The sequence below is a fragment of the Streptomyces sp. NPDC028331 genome (assembly GCF_055565775.1).
On record NZ_JBVHTR010000030.1, the window covers coordinates 16207 to 37062 of the forward strand.

14 protein-coding genes, 2 tRNA genes and 1 pseudogene are annotated in these 20856 nt (G+C 72.3%); 5 read left to right on the plus strand and 12 right to left on the minus strand.

Going from position 1 to position 20856, the window contains the following annotated elements:
• The first annotated feature begins 179 nt into the window (after positions 1-179).
• Together ACZ4SW_RS32390 and ACZ4SW_RS32395 are read left to right on the plus strand one after the other, a co-directional pair.
• On the plus strand, positions 180-533 hold the full coding sequence (locus ACZ4SW_RS32390; RefSeq protein WP_468252471.1) for an STAS domain-containing protein: 354 nt from the start codon (positions 180-182) through the stop codon (positions 531-533).
• A gap of 66 nt (positions 534-599) precedes the next feature.
• On the plus strand, positions 600-1073 hold the full coding sequence (locus tag ACZ4SW_RS32395) for a PPOX class F420-dependent oxidoreductase (RefSeq protein ID WP_468252473.1): 474 nt from the start codon (positions 600-602) through the stop codon (positions 1071-1073).
• A gap of 143 nt (positions 1074-1216) precedes the next feature.
• Here the strand turns inward: ACZ4SW_RS32395 and ACZ4SW_RS32400 are convergent, their stop codons facing one another.
• The 7 genes and pseudogenes from ACZ4SW_RS32400 to ACZ4SW_RS32430 all read right to left on the minus strand — a co-directional run bounded on the left by ACZ4SW_RS32400 (position 1217) and on the right by ACZ4SW_RS32430 (position 9835).
• Positions 1217-3460 (minus strand): glycosyltransferase family 39 protein, encoded by a 2244-nt coding sequence (locus ACZ4SW_RS32400; protein ID WP_468252474.1) that lies wholly within the window; start codon positions 3458-3460, stop codon positions 1217-1219.
• Entirely contained in the window at positions 3457-4941 is a 1485-nt protein-coding gene (locus tag ACZ4SW_RS32405; RefSeq protein WP_468252475.1) for a bifunctional glycosyltransferase family 2/GtrA family protein, read from the minus strand. Before ACZ4SW_RS32405 ends, ACZ4SW_RS32400 begins: the two co-directional genes overlap by 4 nt.
• Positions 4942-4955: 14 nt before the next feature.
• A complete protein-coding gene (locus tag ACZ4SW_RS32410) occupies positions 4956-6620 on the minus strand; it encodes an ATP-binding protein (protein WP_468252477.1) in 1665 nt (554 codons plus the stop codon).
• A complete protein-coding gene (locus ACZ4SW_RS32415) occupies positions 6617-7357 on the minus strand; it encodes a response regulator transcription factor (protein ID WP_236041816.1) in 741 nt (246 codons plus the stop codon). The genes ACZ4SW_RS32410 and ACZ4SW_RS32415 overlap by 4 nt, the downstream gene beginning before the upstream one ends.
• 432 nt (positions 7358-7789) lie before the next feature.
• Positions 7790-8146: an antibiotic biosynthesis monooxygenase family protein gene (locus ACZ4SW_RS32420; RefSeq protein ID WP_468252478.1), complete on the minus strand. Its 357-nt coding sequence runs from the start codon at positions 8144-8146 to the stop codon at positions 7790-7792.
• Positions 8147-8205: 59 nt separating this feature from the next.
• Positions 8206-9073 (minus strand): annotated as a pseudogene (locus tag ACZ4SW_RS32425) (DUF2797 domain-containing protein).
• Between the two features lie 105 nt (positions 9074-9178).
• On the minus strand, positions 9179-9835 hold the full coding sequence (locus tag ACZ4SW_RS32430; protein WP_468252480.1) for a class I SAM-dependent methyltransferase: 657 nt from the start codon (positions 9833-9835) through the stop codon (positions 9179-9181).
• 345 nt (positions 9836-10180) lie between these two features.
• Between ACZ4SW_RS32430 and ACZ4SW_RS32435 the strand changes: the two genes are divergently transcribed.
• Entirely contained in the window at positions 10181-11458 is a 1278-nt protein-coding gene (locus ACZ4SW_RS32435) for a glycoside hydrolase family 3 N-terminal domain-containing protein (RefSeq protein ID WP_468252481.1), read from the plus strand.
• Between the two features lie 197 nt (positions 11459-11655).
• Here the strand turns inward: ACZ4SW_RS32435 and ACZ4SW_RS32440 are convergent, their stop codons facing one another.
• The 5 genes from ACZ4SW_RS32440 to ACZ4SW_RS32460 form a co-directional block, all read right to left on the minus strand.
• Entirely contained in the window at positions 11656-12750 is a 1095-nt protein-coding gene (locus tag ACZ4SW_RS32440) for a hypothetical protein (protein ID WP_468252483.1), read from the minus strand.
• Between the two features lie 433 nt (positions 12751-13183).
• Positions 13184-13642 carry a PPOX class F420-dependent oxidoreductase gene (locus ACZ4SW_RS32445; protein ID WP_468252484.1) on the minus strand — a complete coding sequence of 153 codons (459 nt, stop codon included), beginning with the start codon at positions 13640-13642 and terminating at the stop codon, positions 13184-13186.
• 103 nt (positions 13643-13745) lie between these two features.
• On the minus strand, positions 13746-14573 hold the full coding sequence (locus ACZ4SW_RS32450) for a hypothetical protein (protein WP_468252486.1): 828 nt from the start codon (positions 14571-14573) through the stop codon (positions 13746-13748).
• A gap of 677 nt (positions 14574-15250) precedes the next feature.
• A tRNA-Arg gene (locus ACZ4SW_RS32455) sits at positions 15251-15323 on the minus strand.
• A 216-nt stretch (positions 15324-15539) separates the two neighbouring features.
• Positions 15540-15630 (minus strand) — tRNA-Ser (locus tag ACZ4SW_RS32460).
• 276 nt (positions 15631-15906) lie between these two features.
• Between ACZ4SW_RS32460 and ACZ4SW_RS32465 the strand changes: the two genes are divergently transcribed.
• Together ACZ4SW_RS32465 and ACZ4SW_RS32470 are read left to right on the plus strand one after the other, a co-directional pair.
• Positions 15907-16344 (plus strand): SSI family serine proteinase inhibitor, encoded by a 438-nt coding sequence (locus tag ACZ4SW_RS32465; protein WP_468252487.1) that lies wholly within the window; start codon positions 15907-15909, stop codon positions 16342-16344.
• Positions 16345-16542: 198 nt separating this feature from the next.
• Positions 16543-20814 (plus strand): PAS domain-containing protein, encoded by a 4272-nt coding sequence (locus ACZ4SW_RS32470; protein ID WP_468252489.1) that lies wholly within the window; start codon positions 16543-16545, stop codon positions 20812-20814.
• Positions 20815-20856: the final 42 nt, after the last annotated feature.

Genomic DNA, 20856 nt, shown 5'->3' on the forward strand with positions numbered 1-20856 from the left:
CACATTCCCGACTGCGAGCACAGGACGCACAGAACTTTATCTCCTTCCGGCGCGGCGATTGACGTCCGGTTGACTCTCGGCGGTGCCCCTTTCGGAGCGGTGGCCGGAAGTGGTCCAATGAGGCGAAGGTCAGGAAGCGGCCTCCCTGAGCCCGGACGAACCTCTGCCAGGTGAGTGCCATGACCCATGTCCCGAGCCGGTGCCGGGTGCGCGACCTGCCTGGTCGCAGCCTGATCCTCCTGCCCCCGGAGATCGACCTGTCCAACTCCCCCGCACTGGGCGCCGCCATCATGTCCTTCGCCGGGGCACGCGCCGACCGGCTGAGCGTGCTGGTCCTGGACTTCACCCGGACCGACTTCATGGACTCCCAGGGCGCCCGCCTCGTCCAGAACGTACGGTGCCGGCTGCCCGCGCGGGTCGGAGTACGCGTGGTGGCGGCACCGATCGGCGTCCCGCGCCGCGTCCTGGAGCTGACCGGGGTACGGCGCGACGTGCCCGTGTACGACAGCCTGACGGAGGCGCTGGACTCCTGAGCGCGCCGTGGTCGTAGGCACGACAGGGTCAGCCCCCGCACCGGCCTGGACCTCTAGGCTGCGGGCATGGCACCGAACATCGCGACCAACACCGACGTATCACTGAACGAGTTGCTGGACTTCGTACGCCCCCGTCACCGCGCGATCCTGCTGACCCGCCGCGCCGACGGCAGCCCCCAGGGCTCACCGCTGACCTGCGGCGTCGACGACTCGGGGCGGATCGTCGTCTCGACCTACCCGGAGCGCGCCAAGACCCGCAACGCCAAGCGGGACGAGCGGGTCAGCGTCATCGTGCTCAGCGACGACTGGAACGGGCCCTGGGTGCAGATCGACGGCACCGCCGAGGTCGTCGACGCGCCGGACTCGGTCGAACCGCTCGTCGAGTACTACCGCAACATCGCGGGCGAGCACCCGGACTGGGACGAGTACCGCCAGGCCATGGTGAAGCAGGGCAAGTCGATCATCCGGATCACCCCGGTGCGCTGGGGGCCGGTGGCGACGGGCGGCTTCCCGGCCCGTCTCGTCTCCTCCGAGGACTGAGGACCGGGAGCTTCACGCCCCCGGGTGACCATCGCGTCGATGCCCCGCGACGAGCGTGTGAAACGCGAAGGCGAACGCCGCCACGGACGCAGAAGCGGTGGGCCGGGCGTTCGTGCCCGGTCCACCGCTCGACGGGCCGGCCGTCAGCCGCCGCTCGCCTGCTGCGTGAGGTCGTAGAAGGTGGCCGAACCGGCCGTGACCTTCTTGAAGTTCTTCTGCACCCACGAACTGATCTGCGAGGAGACGTCGGAGCCGCCGTTGCCGCCTCCGCCGCCGAAGCCGCCGCCCGAGATGAAGTAGTGGATCCTCCCTTCGGCCACGTACTTCTGGAACTGGGCCAGTGTCGGGGACGGGTCGCTGCCGTTGAAGCCGCCGATCGCCATCACCGGGTCACCGGTGGCGAGCTGGTAACTGGCGGCGTTCTGGGAGCCGATGGACGCGGCGACCCAGGTGTACTGGCTCGCGTCCTTCTCCAGCAGGGCCTTGGCCGCGGAGCTGACGTTCGCACCGTTGAGCAGGCCGCCCATGCCGCCGCCACCGCCCATGCCGCCGTCGCCCGTGCGCCCGCCGCCGGGGAAGCCCTGGTTGCCGTTCGGGCCCTGGATGGTGCCGTTGCCCTGCTGCCCGTTCCGGCCCGGCATACCTCCGCCCGGGAACCCGCCGGTGCCGGTGCCGCCGCCCGGGAAGCCCTGCGGGCCGTTCCGGCCCTGCGCGGTGCCGTTGCCCTGCTGCCCGTTCCGGCCCGGCACACCACCGCCGAAGCCGCCGCGCCTGCCGCCACCGCCGGGGCCGCCGAAGCCCATGGTGCTCGCGCCCGCCGGACCGGCCGTGACGATCGACCCGGTGTGGCCCTGGTTCACCGTGGTGAGGGTGTACGCCGTCGGGCCCGCGAGCGCGGTCACGAAGCTCAGCCCCACCGCCGCGAGGGCGAGCCGCCGCCCGAGCCGGGACACGAAGACGAGCCCCAGGGCGCCGGTCAATCCGCCGACCAGGACCAGCCACTTCAGCCAGGGCAGGTAGTCGGGGGTGCGGTTGAGGAGCACGTACCCCCAGGCCGCGGTCGCCGTGGCGGTCGCCGCGAGCGTGAGCGACGCCCATGTCCTCGACCGCTCCTCCCACAGGACCGTGACGCCCATGCCGACCAGCGCGGCGATGTAGGGGGCGAGGGCCACCGTGTAGTACTGGTGGAAGATGCCCGCCATGTAGCTGAAGATCACGGCGGTCATGAGGAGCGAGCCGCCCCAGGCGAGGAACGAGCCGCGGACCAGGTCCGTGCGCCCGGCCTTCCGGGTGAGCACCAGGCCCGCGATCAGCAGGATCAGCGCCGCCGGGAGCAGCCAGGAGATCTGGGAGCCGATCTCGGAGTTGAACATGCGGTCCCAGCCGGTCGCGCCCCACTGGCCGCCGTTGCCGCCGCCACCGCCGACACTGCCGGTCTCGTCGCCGTTGATGCGGCCCAGGCCGTTGTAGCCGAAGGTCAGCTCCAGGAAGGAGTTGTTCTGCGAGCCGCCGATGTACGGGCGGGACGAGGCGGGCCACAGCTCCACGATCGCGACCCACCAGCCGCCCGAGACGACCAGCGCGACGGTCGCGAGACCGAGCTGAACCAGCCGCTTCCTCAGCCTCACCGGGGCGCAGACGCCGTACACCAGCGCCAGTGCGGGCAGGATCAGGAAGGCCTGCAGGGTCTTCGTCAGGAAGGCGAAGCCGACCGCGACACCCGCCCACACCAGCCACTTGGTGCGGCCGTCCTCCAGGCCCCGGATGACGAAGTAGACCGTGAGCGCCATCAGCAGCGCCAGCAGCGCGTCCGGGTTGTTGAACCGGAACATCAGCGCCGCGACCGGGGTGAGCGCGAGCACCGCACCCGCGATCAGGCCCGCCGCCGGGCTGAACCGGCGCCTCACGGCCGCGTACACCACGGCGACCGTCAGGACGCCCATGACGACCTCGGGGACGAGGATCGCCCACGAGTCGAGGCCGAAGATCCGCACCGACAGGGCCATCGGCCACAGCGAGGCCGGGGGCTTGTCGACGGTGATGGCGTTGCCCGCGTCCAGCGAGCCGAAGAAGAACGCCTTCCACGACGTGCTGCCGGCCTGGACCGCCGCAGAGTAGAAGGAGTTGGCGTACCCGGAGGCGTTCAGGTCGTACAGGTACAGCAGCCCGGTGGCGAGCAGCAGTCCGAGGAAGGCGGGGCGCGCCCAGCGGGGGTCCTCGGGCCGGCCGCGCCAGAGTCTGCGGGTCAGCGGCTGCTGGGGCTCACCGGCCCCGGGTACGGGGGCCGCAGGCGTGGCCGGCGCGTGCGGGGGAGCGGTCGGGGGCGGTCCCCAGGAGTGGGGGGCCGCACCCGACTGGTGGGTGGGCCGGTCGTACTGCGTGGTCATCGGTGGTCCCTCGGGTCGGTGTCCTGCGGGCGCACCGGCTGCGGCGGCACGGTGGCGTCCCTGAAGGAGGTGCGGTCCGCGTCGGCACCGGCGCGGAAGGGGGTGGTGTCGTACGCGGCGTCGTACCCGGTCTCGTACGAGGGCTGCGGCACCGCGTGGCGCCGGGGCAGCGGCGGTGGCTGCTGCTGCGGGTACGCCCGAGGCGTGTCGGCGGCGCCGGGCTGCGGCACCGGCGCGTCGTCGCGGCGGTCCGGGAACACCCACGCCCTGAACAGCAGGAACCGCAGCACGGTCGCCGCGAGGTTGGCGGCGATCAGCACCGCCAGCTCCGTGGAGTGCGCCGGGTTGCTCGTCGCCGCGTTCAGGGCGGCGAGGGAGCCGCTGGTCAGGGCGAGGCCGATGCCGAAGACCACCAGGCCCTGCGCCTGGTGGCGGACGGCGCCGCCCCTGCCGCGTACGCCGAAGGTGAGCCTGCGGTTGGCTGCCGTGTTGGCGACCGCCGAGACCAGCAGGGCCAGCGCGTTGGCGATCTGAGAGCCCGAGAACTGCCGGAAGACGCTGTAGAGGGCCAGGTAGAAGAGGGTGGACAGACCGCCGACCACGCAGAAGCCGACGAGTTGGCGGGCCAGGCCCCCCGGCACGTCTCCGAGCTCGCGGTCGCGCGGGTCGTCGCCGAACGGCCGGGCCAGCCGGTCCAGCGGCAGCGACCCGGTGGCCAGCGCCTTGCCGATGCGCCACACGCCCTTCAGGTCGTCGGTCGCCGTCTTCACGATGTGCACCGTGGAGTCGGGGTCGTCGACCCAGTCCACCGGCACCTCGTGGATCCGCAGGCCCGCGCGCTCGGCGAGCACCAGCATCTCGGTGTCGAAGAACCAGCCGGTGTCCTCCACCAGCGGCAGCAGCACCTGGGCCACATCACGGCGGATCGCCTTGAAGCCGCACTGCGCGTCGGAGAAACGGGCCTGGAGCGAGCCGCGCAGGATCAGGTTGTAGGCGCGGCTGATGAACTCCCGCTTGGGGCCGCGCACGACCCGGGAGCTGCGGGCGAGCCGGGAGCCGATCGCCAGGTCGGAGTGGCCGGAGATCAGCGGCGCGACCAGCGGCAGGAGTGCGTTGAGGTCGGTGGACAGGTCCACGTCCATGTAGGCGAGGATCGGGGCGTCCGATGCGGACCAGACGGTCCGCAGCGCCCGGCCACGGCCCTTCTGCTCCAGCCGGAAGGACCTCACCTCGGGGATCCGCTCCTCGAGCCGCGCCGACACCTGCGGGGTGGTGTCCGTGGACGCGTTGTCCGCGATCGTGATGCGGAACGCGTACGGGAACGTGCGCCTGAGGTGCTCGTGCAGTCTGAGCACACACGGCTCGAGGTCCTTCTCCTCGTTGTAGACGGGGATCACTACGTCCAGGACAGGCGTACCGGCTCCTGCGGCCGGGAGGTGCTCCCGCGCCGGCAGGGTGCCGGGAGAAGAGTCGGTTCGCATGGAACCGACTCTTCTCAAGCGCCCTGTCGCACCCGTGTGGTGGCGCTGTGCTGTGCCTGTGAGTGCTGTTCCCAGGCGTTCTCGGGGGCGGGTGAGGGCACGCGCGGGGTGAGCGCCGGCAGATGCACGGTGAACACCGTCCGCCCGGGAACGCTGTCGACGGTGACGGCGCCGCCGTGCGCGGTCGCCACGGCCTGCACGATGGCGAGCCCGAGCCCGGTGGAGCCGGTGGAGCGGGAACGCGCCGAGTCACCGCGCGCGAACCGCTCGAAGACGTGCGGCAGCAGATCGGACGGGATGCCCTGCCCGTCGTCCTGGACGTCCACGCACAGCCACGGGCCGCGCCGCTGCACGCGTGCGGTGACGGTCGTGCCGGGCGGGGTGTGGGTGCGGGCGTTGGCGAGCAGATTGACGAGGACCTGTTGCAGGCGTGCGGCATCCGCCGACACCAGCGCGGGTTCGTCGGGCAGTTCGAGCCGCCAGTTGTGGTCGGGGCCTGCGGCGCGCGCGTCACTGATGGTGTCCACGACCAGCGGGACGAGGTCGGTCTGCTCGAACCGGAGCGGGCGTCCGGCGTCCAGCCGGGCGAGCAGCAGCAGGTCCTCGACGAGGAGGGTCATGCGCCCGGCCTCGGACTCGATCCGTCCGAGGGCGTGCCGGGTGTCGGGGCCCTGCTCCTCGCGTCCCCGTCTGGTCAGCTCGGCGTACCCGCGGATGGAGGCCAGTGGTGTGCGCAGCTCGTGACTGGCGTCCGCGACGAACTGCCGTACCCGCATCTCGCTCTGCTGCCGTGCGTGCAGGGCGCCGTGGACGTGGTCGAGCATGCGGTTGAGGGCGGCCCCGACCTGCCCGACCTCGGTGTGCGGATCGGTCTCGGACTCCGGGACCCGCTCGTTCAGGGTCACCTCACCGGTGTGCAGCGGGAGTTCGGAGACGCGGGTGGCGGTCGCGGCCACCTTGCGCAACGGGCGCAGCGCGATCCCGACGAGCGCGGACCCGGCGATCGCGGCGGCGACCAGGCCGGCTGCGGTGACGCTCACCTCGACGAGGACGAGGGTGTCGATGGTGTTGGTGACGGCCCGGGTGGGCAGGGCGACGTAGAAGCTGCCGTGGGCACCGGTGACGTACTTGACGCGGTAGTCCCCGAGCCCCGGGAGCGTGACGGTGTGCACCTTGCCGTCACGGGGGGCGGAGCCGAGCGCGGAGGTCTGCGCCCGGGACAGCTCGACGGCCTTCATCCGCTCGAAGCCGGCGCTGCTGGAGGAGACCTCCTTCTTGATGACCGCCTTGGTGACGGCACCGTTGGAGTCCGCCTGGGCGACGACGGTGTCGGGTTGCCCCGGTCCCCTGGTGACGAAGTCGTCCAGCCTGTCCTGCGCCGTCGCGGTGCCGGAGGAGTTCCCCGCGGCGTCGCCGTTCGGGTTGTCCGGACCGCCCGGACGACCGTTCCCGAGGCCGGCCGGGCTGCCCACGGGCGGACCCGAGACCGCCTTGCCGACATCGGCCACCTGCCCGTCCAGCTCCCCGTACAGGTGCTGCCCCAGCGCGATGGTCGTCACGGTGCCGATCACGGCGCACACCACGGCGATCAGGCTGACCGCCGAGACGACGAGCCGCGTCCGCAGCGTGCGCGGCTGTCGTCCTCGCCTCTGCGTACGCGGCCGTCGTCGCCTGCTCATGACGCCGCGGGCTTGATCATGTAACCGGCGCCGCGGCGGGTGTGGATCATCGGCTCGCGGCCCGCGTCGATCTTCCTGCGCAGGTACGAGATGTAGAGCTCCACGACGTTCGCCTGGCCGCCGAAGTCGTACGACCACACGCGGTCGAGGATCTGCGCCTTGCTGAGCACGCGCCGCGGGTTGCGCATCAGGAAACGCAGCAGCTCGAACTCGGTGGCGGTGAGGTGGATGTTGTCCCCGCCCCGGGACACCTCGTGGCTGTCCTCGTCGAGCATGAGGTCCCCGACGACCAGCACCGAGTCGGAGCGGCGGTCGGCGGCACCGGACCGCCGTATCAGCCCGCGCAGCCGGGCCACGACCTCTTCCAGGCTGAACGGCTTGGTGACGTAGTCGTCCCCGCCGGCCGTCAGACCGGCGATGCGGTCCTCCACGGCGTCCTTGGCGGTGAGGAACAGAACCGGCACGTCGGGCAGCTCGCGCCGCAGCCGGCCGAGAACGGTCAGGCCGTCCATGTCCGGAAGCATCATGTCGAGCACGACGGCGTCGGGCCGGAACTCGCGCGCGGTCTGCACCGCGCCCTGTCCGTCACCCGCGCTGCGGATCTGCCAGCCTTCGTAGCGAAGGGCCATGGACAGCAGTTCGGTGATAGACAGCTCGTCGTCCACCACCAGCACTCGGACGGGGCTCCCGTCCGGCCTCAGCAGTTCGGTGCGCCCCTGGGGCGAGGTCGTGGTCATGGCGGACACCCTGTCGGGATCCTCTGAGAGCGCCCTTTCACGAATCTGTGATTTCCCTGAGAAACACACAGGCACCTCTCAGGGAACTCCTGGGAGGATCCCTTGACGCGGCATCAGGACTCGGTCAGGAGTCGCCGGGGTGCGACCCGACCGGAATCCGAGCGGAATCCGATCGGCACCCGACCGGAATCCGATCGGCATCCGACCGGAATCCGATCGGCACCCGACCGGAATTCGACCAGGAGATCAGCCAGAAGGTCGATCAGGAGCTCGATCAGGAGGTCGGTCAGGGGTCGATCAGGAGGTCGGTCAGGGGTCGATCAGGAGGTCGGTCAGGGGTCGATCAGGAGGTCGGTCAGGGGTCGATCAGGAGGTCGCCCAGAGGACGACCCCACGCCCCACGCCCCACGCCCCGTTCACTCGGACGCCAGTTCACTCACTCGCCGCGTCCCGCTCGAACGCATGGCTGCGCTCGACCTTGGCGACGTGCAGGGTGTACGCCTCGTACCACTGGGCGCGCCCGCGCTTCTGGGCCGCGCGGTGCTCCAGGTTGCCCCGCCACTCCTCGACGGCGGCCAGGTCACGGAAGTACCCGACCGTGATCGACAGCCCGCCCGGCGTCCGGGCGTGGTCCATTCCGAGGAACCCGGGGACCTCGCGGACGAGTTCCTCCATCCGCTCGGAGGTCTCCGGGTAGCCGTCTTCGTCCTCGGTGCGCACGGAGGTGAAGACGACGGCGTAGTAAGGGGGCTCATGGGCGGCGACAGGCGCAACGCGGTGATCGCTCATGTCGCCACGATGGACGAGACGGCACCCGGCGTCCAGCCCCCCCTCGCCTCCTCGTGCCGTCAGAACAGCCCGTCCTGCACCCCCGTCTCCCCCACCTCCCGCACCGGCACGGTCACCTCGTCCCGGTCGGTGGCCGTCAGCTCCCACCCCGTCATCAGCCGCGTGTCCAGTACGAGAACCCCGCGCCCGGTGGCGAGGTGAAGGTCAGGCCCGGCGGCCGCCAGCACGTCGCCGCTCAGCCCTCCGCTCGCCACCAGCTCGCTCACCACACCGTCCGCCCGGGGCAGCCCCTCCAGCCCGAACACCCCGCCATGGTCGACGGCCCGGAAGGGCACCCGCTCCAGCGACTCCGGCCAGCCGCCGAGCGCCACGGCCCGGGCGTGCAGCTCCGCCAGCTCGGCGGCCCGCTCCCCGGCCGGCGGCAGGGCGGCCCGCACCGCCCGCTTGTCGGCGTACGGGATCCGGTCCGGCACCCGGAGCGCGGCCCGCAGCAGCTCCTCCGCGCGCCGCGCCGCCATCAGCGGCCCGCACCCCAGCCAGCCGAAGCAGACGGCGCCCTGCTCCAGCAACCGCGCGGATCCGCGCTCCGCCGCGGTGATCCCGACCTTGACCATGCCGGGCCCGAACCAGGCGAGATAGACCCGGTACGGCCGCGGATCGTCGGCGAAGGTGTCGGCGGCGACGGAACGGGCCCGATCGAGACGGGCACACTCCTCGCACCGCCCACCCGTACTCCGCCCGGGCACCACCGCCTGCCGCGCACACGCATGCCCCCGCGCCCCCACACACCTGCGCACACCCCCCGCGACCACGGCGAAGGCCACCCGCTTGCCCCGCTCCAGCCCACTGCGCCGCCCCCCCTTCCCACGCCAGCCCGGGGCCGTCCTCACCCCACCGCAGCCCCGCGCATCTCCACACCTGAGTCATCACTACGCAGCGTAGGCGCCACCACTGACAACGACCCGGAACCCGGTCCACGAGGGGCACGGTCACAAGGTCCCGTCGGCCCAGGGGCTGTCAACGGCCCGCGCGTCAGGCCGACTTGAACACCAAGGTGTAGCGCCAGAACAACCGACGGCGCAGCCGTGCCCCCGGCAGGACGCGGCGAGCCTCGCGGACGACCTCGGAGAAGGTCATCTCCGCCGGCCGGGTCGGCGCGGTCATCGAGACCGGCTTCGCCGCCGTGCGCCCCTTGTTTTTCAGCCAGCCGATGACGGCGTTCGACGGGATGGCGACGCTGCCGAGCAGGTGGTCACCGAGGGTGTCCGCCCGGGCCAGGCCGACGACCACCAGCGTTCCGCCGGGTGCCAGATGCCGCCGGAAGACGGTGAGCGCGTCGGCGAAGGGCAGGTGGTGCAGAACGGCGACGCACGTGATGACGTCATAGGAAGGCGCGGGAATCTCGGTGAGCGCGTCTCCGACGGTGAAGGTCACGGGGGCGGACGACGGTGTCAGCGCTCGCGCCCGGTCGACGATCACAGGATGGGAGTCGATCCCGTGCACCACCGCGGCACGGGTGGCCAGCAGCCTGGCCAGGTCACCGCTGCCCGAGCCGACGTCCAGCGCACGGTCGCAGCGCGCCGGGAGCTGCCGCAGGATCCACCGGTGGTAATGGGCGTTGTGGTCCCACGGATGGGCGGCGTTGAACCGGTCGAGCGCGTGCAGAACGCGACCCGGCAGCAATCGCATGCTCACTCCTGTTCTCGTCGGCGAACCCAGCGAACCGTACGGCGGCGAACTCGTCGGCGAACCCGGCGAACCGTACGGCGGCGAACGCCCTCAAGCATGCGCGTACGTCGAACTCGCCGCCGGCGCCCTCCCCCGGACCGGCTCCCGCCCGGAAGGGCAGGCGCGCCCTCACACCGGCTGGACTTTCGTCCGGCTCCGGGACGCGAGATCCTGGTGGGAGGCCGTCCGCGGACCGGCGAACACATGCGGGCCGGAGCGCCCCCCACGCTTCATGCTGCCCACCTCATGCTCATACGGCCCTCAGCGCGACGGGCACCGTCGCGTCTTCCGAAAGGAGGCCGGGCGATGAATCCCCCGTCGTACCGCGACCGCAGGAGCGCGACAGCACCGCCGCGGCTCCCCGGCCGGGCCACCACCGCACGCAGACTGACCACCGCCACCGCCGTGGCGGCGCTGCTCCTGGCGGGCTGTGGCACCGGCGCCCCCACGGGGACCCCGCACGCCCCGCACTCCAGTGGCCCCGGCGTGTCCCTCGCCCCGTCCACCGCGCCTTCCCGCTCCCCTTCGTCCTCCGCTCCGGGCCGCACCACCACCGCGTGCACGAACGGCACGAAGCTGGCCGGGTGGTCGGACCGCAGGCTGGCCATGCTGACCATCGCCGTCCCGGTGCCGGAGACATCGGTGTCCGACGTCACCTCCGAGGTGAGCGCCGGTGCGGGCGGTGTGCTGCTGTTCGGCGGCAAGGCGCCGTCCGACCTGGGCTCCCGGCTGACCGCCCTGAAGTCCCATGTCCCCGGCCACCTGGGCCTGTTGGTGATGACCGACGAGGAGGGCGGCGGCATCCAGCGCATGGCGAACCTCGTCGGATCCCTGCCCTGGGCCGCGTACATGGGCGCGCACTGGACCCCGGCCCAGATCCAGCAGAACGTCACCAAGGTCGCCACCAGGATGGCGGCCGCCCAGGTGAACATGGACCTCGCGCCGGTGGTCGACGTCGACGGCAGGAACGTGGCCCCCAGCCGGACCAACCCCGACGGATGGCGGTCCTTCAGCGGCAGCACCTCGGTGGTCTCCCAGGACGGTGTCGCGTACATGAACGGGCTGCGCGCCGGACACGTGATACCCGTCGTCAAGCACTTCCCGGGCCTCGGCGGCTCCAGCTACAACTCCGACTTCGGCCCGGCCCGCACCCTGCCCTGGTCCACCCTGCAGAAGGTGGGCATCCCGCCGTTCACAGCGGCCATCAAGGCCGGCACCCCGGCCATCATGGTCTCCAACAACGTGGTGCCGGGCCTGGGCACCAATCCCGCGAGCCTTTCCCCCACCGCCATCAGCTCCGAGCTGCGCGGAAAGCTGGGCTTCAAGGGGCTGGTGATCACCGACTCGCTCAGCGCCAAGGCGATCTCCGCCGCCGGCTTCAGCATCCCCGGCGCCGCCGTCCAGGCCCTGCGCTCCGGTGCCGACATGGTCATGTTCGACCTGGGCGGCAACGTCGGCTCCCAGACGTCCTCGATCGCCACGGCGATCACCGGTGCGGTGGCCGGCGGACACCTCGCCCGCAGCCGCCTCATCGACGCGGCGGGGCACGTCCTGGCCGTCCGGCACGTGAATCTCTGCTCCTGAGCCGACCCTCGCACCACCGCCGCACGCCCCGGAAACGCCAGAGGCCCCGGATCTCCGGGGCCTCTGACCTGTGCGCACTCGGCAGGATTCGAACCTGCAACCTTCTGATCCGTAGGCGCGTGCACGTTGCGCACAGCTTCCGCGCACTGGTTGCCGTCACTTACGACTGCGACGGCCGGTCCCGTCGGCCGGGGTCGTCACCGATGAGGATGACTGAGGTTGTCGTACCAGTGGTGGTCGTGCCAGTGCCAGCCGCCCCCGCCGCCTTCGGCCCTCACGGTGAAGCACTCGCTGCTGCCGTCCGCCGACACGGCGGCGTAATTCGGGTTGCCCGAGTACTCCGCGCGCCAGCAGTAGGTCCCTGCGACAGTCGGCCGGAACGGCGGGGACGTCGCGGTGGCGGTGGTCGACGACGTGGCGGTCAGCGGCCGTGGGCCGCCCACCGCGGTGCCGCCGCTCGTGCAGCTCGTCGCCGGCGGACCGCAGACGAAGAAGGTCACCGTCGCGCCGGACGCCGCAGGGTTGCCTTCCTGGGCGTTCCCGGTCACCGTCGCGCGGTCGACGACCGTGGTGCCGACCTGGAGCCTGGTCCTGGAGGGTGTCGTGACGATACTCGGCGCGGACGTGTAGCTGATGGTCACCGAGGGAGTACCGGTGGGATTGGCGACCGTGGAGACGTTGCTGGCGCTTGCGAAGGCGAAGCTGGAGCCGCCGCCCCCGCCGGCACCGGCGTTGGTCCCCGTACCGCCGCCGCCCCCGCCCCAAAACCCGGCGCCGCCTCCGCCGCCACCGGCCGCGAACGAGAAGCTGCCACCGCTGCCACCGGCACCCGGTGTTCCGCTCCCACCGTTGGAGGGGGAGCCGGCGGAGCCCCCGCCGCCCGTTCCTCCGGACGTGCACGTTCCACCGGTGCCCGGCCCGGCACCGCCGGTCCCGGTGCCATCAGTGCCGGGGTTGCAGTAGGCGAGCCCGACACCACCGGCGCCACCGCTCAGGGATTGGTTGCCTCCACCACCACCCCCGCCGCCTGCACCCACCAGCCAGCGCGGGTCCGCCGAATCACCGGTCAGCATGCAGCCGGACGAGGTCGCTGAGCACGTGCGGAGGTCGGACTCGCCGCCGCCCGCCCCACCGCGGGTGGTACCACCGGGGCCTCCGCCCACTCCGACCTCGACGTACAGCGTGCTGCCGGGGGTGACCGGGACGTCGGCCGTCACCTGCGCGCCCGCGCCTCCGGCGCCGCTCGAGGAGGCACCGGCTGCGCCGTCGGTGACCACATGGATGCTGGTCACTCCGGAGGGCACGGTGAACGTGTCTTCACCGGTGGTGGTGTACGTACAGGTGGGCGGCGGCCCGCTACTGAAGACCCCGTTGGTCCCGCACGGACTCTGTGCGGACGCCTCCTGCCCCGTCATCCCCACGACACCGAGCGCCAGACCCACGGCAAGCGTCGCGGCCGGCGCCCAGCCGCGCGGGCCGAACGCCCTTGCCCCACCACCATCCTTGTGATGCATCGAACCTCCCGAGGGACACGGCCACCTGTAGCCGATTCTCTGACGTACCGTCAGTAAACCAAGGGAGGATGATCGTCCCCACGCGCCGCGCTGACCGGTGCAGCCATGCGGCCGAGCCGGCGCCTCGGGGCACACTGGACAGGACAATCTTCACGGGGCCCCTGCCGTCCGATGGTCAGAAAAGTCAGAGGCGCTGTGGATCACTCATGTCCTAGCCGTCGATGTCGAGCGCCGTGCCGTACAGGCGGTCTACCTTCAACCGGATGACCACCCGGCGCTCGGCAACCAGCTGCTCCAGGAACGCACCTTCATCCTCCGGCTTCGCTGCTTGCGGGATCATCTCAAGGAGTTCCCGCCCGACGGCGTCGCCTGGAACGGTCGTGCTCTCGGAGACCTCGGCCTCGCCTTCAGCGACAGCAAACGACCACACGTCGCCACCTTGCACATGAAGCGCCGCACGCGGGTCACGTCGCAGATGCCCGACCTTGACCCGGTCGGCCGTCGTCGAGAACCGCACGATGCGGGCTTCGGGATCCCAGCTGTACAGCATGGTGGTCAGGTGGGGGTGGCCACTGCGCTTGACGGTGGCGAGTGTGCCGAACTGCTCCTTGCCAAGCAGGCTGGAGAGGGCTTCGTCGGACAGTGGGCGAGGTGCTGGTCCTTGAGTCATGACGTGATCAACGTCCGTGGCCGCCCCACAATTTCATGGACGCAAGTCCAAGACCACTTTCACAACAGACCGTAGTGGCCTGCGCCGGCCGGAACCTTCTGAGCTATCGCGTACTCACTCGTGAGTCCGGCTGCCGCCTCGACTGCCGCACTTTCGCCGAGGAGGCCGCCGTGTGCCGCTGCCGGAGCAGGAGTCGCACCATCACGGTGCACACCACGACCGGCACGGTCACGAGCACAGTCCACCACGGGATGCCGAGCCACACCGACGCGGCCCCCACGCCCACGCCGACTCCGATGTTGGTGAAGGTCAACCACCTGCCGTACGGCTCCCAGACGAAGGGCGCGTAGGCGGTCGGCCTGGCCAGGCGGACCGTGCCGAATACCAGCGACTGGGCTGCGAGGAGTGCGACGAGGACGCCTAGGGCGGCGTTCCCCTGGTGCTCGTCGCGGGGTGCGGCGGAGGTGTTCTGACGGACGCCGTCCTTGCTGAGGACGACGATGTCGTGGCGCCAGCCGGTCGCGGTGACCTCGTCACCCCGACGCAGCTTGTCGAAGAGTGGCCCGGAGTCGCTGAACCGCACGACCCTCTGCCGGGAGTCGTCGCCCTTGTCCTTGAGGGTTGCCTCGTAGGCCGTGACCTTTCCTGTGAACGTGGACTCGGCCTTCGTGACGGTGAAGTGCCAGGTGGTGAGGCAGTCCTTCGCAGCCACCTCCTGCGGGGTCGCCTGCGCGGGGCACGGCTCGGCTGCCCGGTAGTGTTCGTAGCGCTCCTGTTGGCCTGGCGTCCACACCGTGAACGTCAGGTAGCTCAGCACCGCCCACGTCAAAGACAGCACGATCAGCGCCAGACCTGTGAGCCGCGCCCGGCCCGGCGACTTCCGGTCGGGACTGTCCTTCTTGCCCGCCGTGGCCCACGACCGCTCTGCCATCGCTGCCCCCACCCGTTTTTCATGAGCTGAAGCAGATCTAACACCCCTTGCCAGCTACATCAACCCAACATTCACCCCAGCTCCCATCCCGTACGCCGTCGACCCACACACCGTGGAACGGGCGTGGTTCCTGGCGTCCAGGTGGAGCGCGCCACTGTACGAACGACCTGGACGCCAGGGGCCGCGTCTGCTCGGCTCTGCCTGGGTCGATGGTCCCGTCGGGTGATCCAGGCGGCCCGGGATGCCCTCCGGGCTGCACTGACCCACGCCGTCACCGAAGAGGAGATCAGCAAGAACGTGGCCTCCTTGGTCAAGGTCCCCATGCCTCGCCGCCGCCGGATCAAGCCGTGGTCCGTGGTGGAGGCGGGGCGCTTTCTCGCCGATTCCCTGGCCCGGGAGGATCCGCTCTTCGCGGCCTGGGTCCTGGTCCTCTGTCTGGGGCTGCGTCGTGGTGAGGTCCTGGGCCTGACCTGGAAGTCGATCGACTTCGAGGTGGGTGAGCTGTACGTGGATCACCAGATCCAGCGGGCGGGCCGACAGATACTCCGCTGCGATGGGCGGCGGCGACGCAGAAACCGACTGACAGCAACGGCTGACATCAGCCGTTGCTGTACTTCGCTGCTGTACGCCCCGGAAACGTCAGAGGCCCCGGATCACTCCGGGGCCTCTGACCTGTGCGCACTCGGCAGGATTCGAACCTGCAACCTTCTGATCCGTAGTCAGATGCTCTATCCGTTAAGCTACGAGTGCTTGTTCTGTTTTTCGTCTCCGCTCCCGGCCCTTCCGGCCCGCTCGCGGCGACAGGAAGAACATTACATGACTGCCGCCGCCATGTGAAATCCGTTTGCCCTACCCCTTGTGACCTGCGGAAACGCCCTGCCGGGCGGGTCGGGGAAGCGGCTCGCGGCGATCACTCCGGGAACGACGAAGCCCCGGTCGCGGGACCGGGGCTTCGGTGATCGAGCGCGGAGGCGGAGGGATTTGAACCCTCGATGGGCTTTAAGGCCCAAACCGCATTAGCAGTGCGGCGCCATAGACCGGACTAGGCGACGCCTCCAGCACAACCGCTCACGCGCGAGCGCGAGTGGTGCGTGCAGATGATGACACAGTCGAGCGGGGTGTCACCAATCGGCTCCCACGGTACTAGGCGGAAAGGCCGCAGGGCAAAGCACTGGGCCGCATCGGGTCCCATCGGGTCGCGTCGGGTCGCATCGGTTGCCGCCGGGACGCGGCCAGGGGCTGCCGAGGGCTCGCCGACTCCCTTGGCGAAGCCCTGCCGGGCGTCCGTCGGCACGCTCCGCAACCGCTCCACTGCGCCTGCGTTAGGCAGGGCATGGTCCGCTTCAGCCTCCGCCGCCGCTCCCTCCTTCTCGGCGCCCTCGCGTTCCTCCCCCTCGCCGCCCCGGCCGGTCCCGCGTACGCGCAGGGTCATCGCCCCGCCTTCCACGGTGACCGGCTCGCCGTCACCGTCCGCCATGCCGGGCGTGCCGACGGGACCTACGTGCTGCGGTGTCATCCCGCGGGCGGCACCCACCCCGCCGCCGACCGCGCGTGTGCCGTGCTCGAGCGGCGGACCGTCTGGGGGCGCGACCCCTTCGCCCCGGTGCCGTCGGACAGGCCCTGCACCCTCCAGTACGGCGGGCCGGCCACCGCGCACGTCACCGGGAGATGGGCCGGGCGGCCGGTCGACACCTGGTTCGACCGTGGCAACGGGTGCCGGATCGCCCGCTGGGACGCGCTGGTGCCGCTACTGCCGGACGTGCGTTCGTAGAAGCGGCGAACCGGCCCCCTTCCGCACGGCTACCTGCGCGGTCACAGCTTCTGCGTCACTTCCGCGTGCGACCTCCCTCTCATCCGGCGCCGCGGGCGCTACGACTCCCCGTAGACTCCCTCGCGTGACACGCTGCGGGCCGGTTGGCAAGATGGCCCCCGCGGTCAGCAAGGTGCGGTAAGAGGGAGGAAGCGTCTCGTGAGCAGCAGGCCATCCCGAGGCGCTGCTCGCCTCGCTGCCATACTGGATGCGCTCCCCGACGCATTGGTGCTGGTCAACGCCAACGGCACGGTCGTCAACGCCAACACCATCGCCCTGGAGGCGTTTGAGACGCCCGGCACCGCGCTGGTGGGGCGCGGGCTGCTCGACCTGCTGCCGCAGTTCGACTCGCGGCTGATCCCCGGGTCCATGCGGCGCCCCGACTCCCTCGACCCGCGCGGGCGCACCAAGCCGACGCGGATGGTCGCCCGGCGCACGGACGGCAGTGAGTTCCCCGTCGAGGTCACGAGCGCCAACCTGGAGGACGGCCGGCAGGCCTACGACGGCTACGGCTACACCGGCGACGAACTGCTGATGCTCGTCGTCCGCGACCTGTCCGGAACCGTCGACACCGAGGCCGAACTCGCCCGCTCGCAGCGGCAGACCGAGATGATCCTGCGGGCCGCGGCCGAGGGCGTGGTGGGCACGGACACCGACGGGCGGATCGTGCTCGTCAACCCGGCCGCCGCCCAGATCCTCGGATACCGGGCCAGCGACCTGGGCGGGAACGAGCTGCACACCCTCGTCCTGCACTCCCGCGACGACGGCTCCCCCTTCCCGTACACGGAGTCGGCGCTGTACGACACCCTGCGCTCCGGGCGCAAGCACCGGGTGCGCGGGCAGGTGCTGTGGTCGAAGGCCGGGGACAAGGTTCCGGTCGACCTGACGACCTCGCCGGTGCGCGACGGCGACCAGATCGTCGGCGCCGTGATGACGTTCACCGACCGGCGCCCGTTCGACGCGCTCGTCGCGGAGAAGGACGAGGCCGCCAAGCAGCACCAGGAGGAGCTGGAGCGGATCACCGCGCAGCACAAGGAGGAGCTGGAGCGGCTGCGCGAGGAGCACGCCGCCGAGCTGGCCGAGCTGCGCGAGCGGCACGCGGAGGAGATCGCGGCAGGGGAGGAGCGCTACGCCGCTCTCGGCGAGCGCGAGAAGGACCGCTACGAGGCGCTGACCGCCCGGCACGACCAACTGCTCGCCGTGCTCCGCCAGTCGCTGCGCGGTCCCCTCGACGAACTGCGCGGTGAGCTGTCCAAGCTCGCCGCGGACGACGCCGGTCAGCTGTGGCCGGAGGCCAACCAGGTGCTGCACCACCTCGCGGCCGGTTACTCCCGCATCACCACGCTCATCGACAACGTGCTCGGCTACCAGCAGCTCGACGCCGGCGACGACGGCCTGGTACGGACGGCCGTCATGCTCGACGCGGTGGTCGCCGCCGGTGTCGACGGCGCCGTCGAGCTGATCGGGCCCGGCCGGGTCCAGTTCGCGGTGCACGCTCCGCCCATCGAGGCCGAGGTCGACCCGCAGCGCCTGGCGCAGGCGCTCGCGCATCTGATCGCGGACGTGGCGGGCGTCGACTCCACGGGCAACGCGCCGGTCTCGGCGGGCGGTTACATGGACAACACCGTCGTCGTGGCGGCCGCGCAGCGCGGCGAGGTCGTACGGATCGAGGTGCGCGGCCCGTACGCCGGGGGCGACCCGGTGCACCAGCCGATCGTCGGCGGCATCGTGCGCGCGCACGGCGGTGTGCTGCAGACGCACGAGGTGCCGGGCATGAGCGGCAGCGCATACGTGCTCGAAGTGCCGCTCGGCGGCGGCGCGGGTGCGGTCGCGGCGGCCCCGGCGGAGCCCGCGGCCGAAACGCCGGCGGAGGAGCCCGGCACCGAGGTGGCGCTGCCCGAACAGGCCGAGCAGCAGAGCGGCGGTCGGCGGCGCGCTCGCCGGTCGTCCGTGGACGCGTTCCTGGAGAGCGAGGTCGGCGATGCCGCCCCCGCGCCGTCCGACACGTCCGCGGTGGCGCCCACCGGGCGGCGTCGGCGGCGTGCGGCGCAGGAACCCGCCGCCGAGGCACCGGTTCCGGCGCAGGCGACGGGTGCCGAGGTCGCGGTCGAAGCGGGCGGCGGTACAGGACGCCGGCGCGGTCGGCCGAACCTCGCCGAAGGAGTCGCCGAGGGCTCGGTGGTGACCGCCGCCGAGCACGCCGCGGGAGCCCCCGCCGCGGCCACCGGGCTCGGTGGGACGGTGCCGCCGCAGGGCGTGCCCGCGCCCTCGGGCCGCCGGGCCCGCCGGGACACCGAGCAGCAGGCGCTGCCGCCCGCGTTGCCCGCGGCCTCCGGTGCGCCGTCCCCCGGCGACACCGGTACCGCCCCCGCACCCACCGGACGCCGTCGGCGTGCCCTGGCCGCCGCGAACGAGCGGGCCGCCGCCGCGGAGGCCGCTCCCCGGACGGTGTTCGCGCTGCCGCCCGCCGAGGCGGACCGCGCGCCGGAGCAGAGCACGGCCGCTGCCGCTGCCGCACAGGCCGACGAGGGCCGCCATGACGCGGTGCCGCACGACGCGGCCGAGGAGCACACGCCGCCGCAGCCGCACCCGGTGTCCGCGCCCACGGGCCGCCGTCGCGCCCGCCCGGCCGCCGAGCCGGGACAGCCGCAGCAGGCGCCGGACGGCGCGTCCGTCACGGGGACAGCGCCTCAGGGTGTGCCCGCGCAGATGACACCCGGCGCCCCTGCTCAAGGCGTTCCCCCGCAGGACGTCCCGCAGCCCGTTCCGGCCCAGGAAACACCGGGCGCGCCGAGCGGACCGGTGCCGCCCGGCGGCCCGCTGCCGGCTCAGGCGGCGCCCGGTCGACCCGTCCCGCCGCAGCCCGTCCCGCCGCAGCCCGTTCCGCCGCAGCCCGTTCCGGTCCAGCCCGCAGCCGGGGTCCAGCCCGTGCCCATGGCCCCGGGCCGACCGGTGGTGGCCCCCGAGCAGCCCATGACCCCGGCTCAGCCCCTCCCCGCCGCCCCGCACGCCCAGCCCGCCGCAGGACAGCCGGCGCAGCCCGTCGCCCCCCGGCCCGCGGCACAGCCACACCCCCAGCCGGGCCCGCAGGCGACACCGGCCGCGGCGCCGACGGCGGCCCCCGGCGCCCCGGTGCCGCCGCAGGCTCCCCAGCCCGCCCCCGGCGCCGGTATGCCCGTACCGCACATGCCGGGGACCACCCCGTCCGCGGGCACGCCGCTGCCGCCGGAGCAGCAGCGCACGCCTCAGCCGCGCGCAGCCCAGCCGCTGCCCGCGGAAACGGCCGCCCCCGCCGACTCCAACTCGACGCAGGGCCGCGCGATCAGCGTGCGCACGCTCGGTCAGGGGGTGCCCTTCGCACGGCAGGCGCAGCCGGGGGTCCCGGCCCGCCCGACGGCGCCGACGCCTCCCCCGCACGCGTCGAACGGCTCGGGCCGCCGCCGCAAGCTCGGCACACCTCCCGAGCCCGCCGGTGAGCGCCCGGAGGCGACCGCGCGCCCGCACCCGCAGCCCGTGTCGGCTCCCATCCCGCCTCAGCCGTCCCTGGCCGGGCAGCCCCGTCCGGCCCCGGCCACCGAGGGCGCCGGACGGTCGTACGCCATAGGGGCACCGGACGAGAACGCCGACGAAGGCCCCGAGCCGCTCGACGGTCCCGGCGGTGCCGTGGAGATCGCCGATCAGCCCCTCGTACAGCCGCTGGACGACGAGCTGCCCCCGGAGCCGCTCGACAACCCGCGCCGGCTGCTCGTCTGGCCCGCGCCGGACGTCACGACCCAGCAGGCGCTCAGCGACCGCGGCTATCGGCCCGTCGTCGTCAACTCGCGTGAGGAGGTCGACGCGCAGATCGCCGCGTTCCCGGCGGCGCTCTTCGTCGACCCGCTCACCGGCCCGATCACCCGCACCGCGCTCCAGTCGCTGCGCCAGGCCGCGGTGGCCGCGGAGGTCCCCGTACTGGTCACGGCGGGGCTCGGGCAGGCGACGCGGGAGGCGGCGTACGGCGCCGACCCGGCCGTCCTGCTGAAGGCGCTCGCCCCGCGCGACTCCGAGCAGCACCCGCCGCGCGTGCTGCTCATCGAGGAGCACGCGGAGATCGCCCTGGCGCTCACGGCCACGCTGGAGCGGCGCGGCATGCAGGTCGCGCGGGCCGCGTCGGACGCGGACGCGGTCACCCTGGCCGCGCAGATGCGGCCGAACCTGGTGGTGATGGACCTGATGCAGGTGCAGCGCCACCAGGCCGGGGTCGTGGACTGGCTGCGCGCGAACAGCCTGCTCAACCGCACCCCGCTCGTCGTCTACACCGCCGCCGTGGACCCGGCCGACCTACCGCGGCTGGTCTCGGGCGAGACGGTCCTGTTCCTGGCGGAACGCTCGACCAGCACCGAGGTGCAGGAGCGGATCGTGGACCTGCTGGCACGCATCGGCACGAACTGAGGCTGCTCGGCCCAGCGTTGAGCGGGGCGGTGTTTCACGTGA

Coding starts and splice junctions, on each gene's coding strand:
- ACZ4SW_RS32405 (WP_468252475.1), bottom strand. CDS start 4,941: ATGCGAACCGACTCTTCTCCCGGCACCCTGCCGGCGCGGGAGCACCTC.
- ACZ4SW_RS32390 (WP_468252471.1), top strand. CDS start 180: ATGACCCATGTCCCGAGCCGGTGCCGGGTGCGCGACCTGCCTGGTCGC.
- ACZ4SW_RS32450 (WP_468252486.1), bottom strand. CDS start 14,573: ATGGCAGAGCGGTCGTGGGCCACGGCGGGCAAGAAGGACAGTCCCGAC.
- ACZ4SW_RS32420 (WP_468252478.1), bottom strand. CDS start 8,146: ATGAGCGATCACCGCGTTGCGCCTGTCGCCGCCCATGAGCCCCCTTAC.
- ACZ4SW_RS32430 (WP_468252480.1), bottom strand. CDS start 9,835: ATGCGATTGCTGCCGGGTCGCGTTCTGCACGCGCTCGACCGGTTCAAC.
- ACZ4SW_RS32435 (WP_468252481.1), top strand. CDS start 10,181: ATGAATCCCCCGTCGTACCGCGACCGCAGGAGCGCGACAGCACCGCCG.
- ACZ4SW_RS32465 (WP_468252487.1), top strand. CDS start 15,907: ATGGTCCGCTTCAGCCTCCGCCGCCGCTCCCTCCTTCTCGGCGCCCTC.
- ACZ4SW_RS32395 (WP_468252473.1), top strand. CDS start 600: ATGGCACCGAACATCGCGACCAACACCGACGTATCACTGAACGAGTTG.
- ACZ4SW_RS32410 (WP_468252477.1), bottom strand. CDS start 6,620: ATGAGCAGGCGACGACGGCCGCGTACGCAGAGGCGAGGACGACAGCCG.
- ACZ4SW_RS32400 (WP_468252474.1), bottom strand. CDS start 3,460: ATGACCACGCAGTACGACCGGCCCACCCACCAGTCGGGTGCGGCCCCC.
- ACZ4SW_RS32415 (WP_236041816.1), bottom strand. CDS start 7,357: ATGACCACGACCTCGCCCCAGGGGCGCACCGAACTGCTGAGGCCGGAC.
- ACZ4SW_RS32445 (WP_468252484.1), bottom strand. CDS start 13,642: ATGACTCAAGGACCAGCACCTCGCCCACTGTCCGACGAAGCCCTCTCC.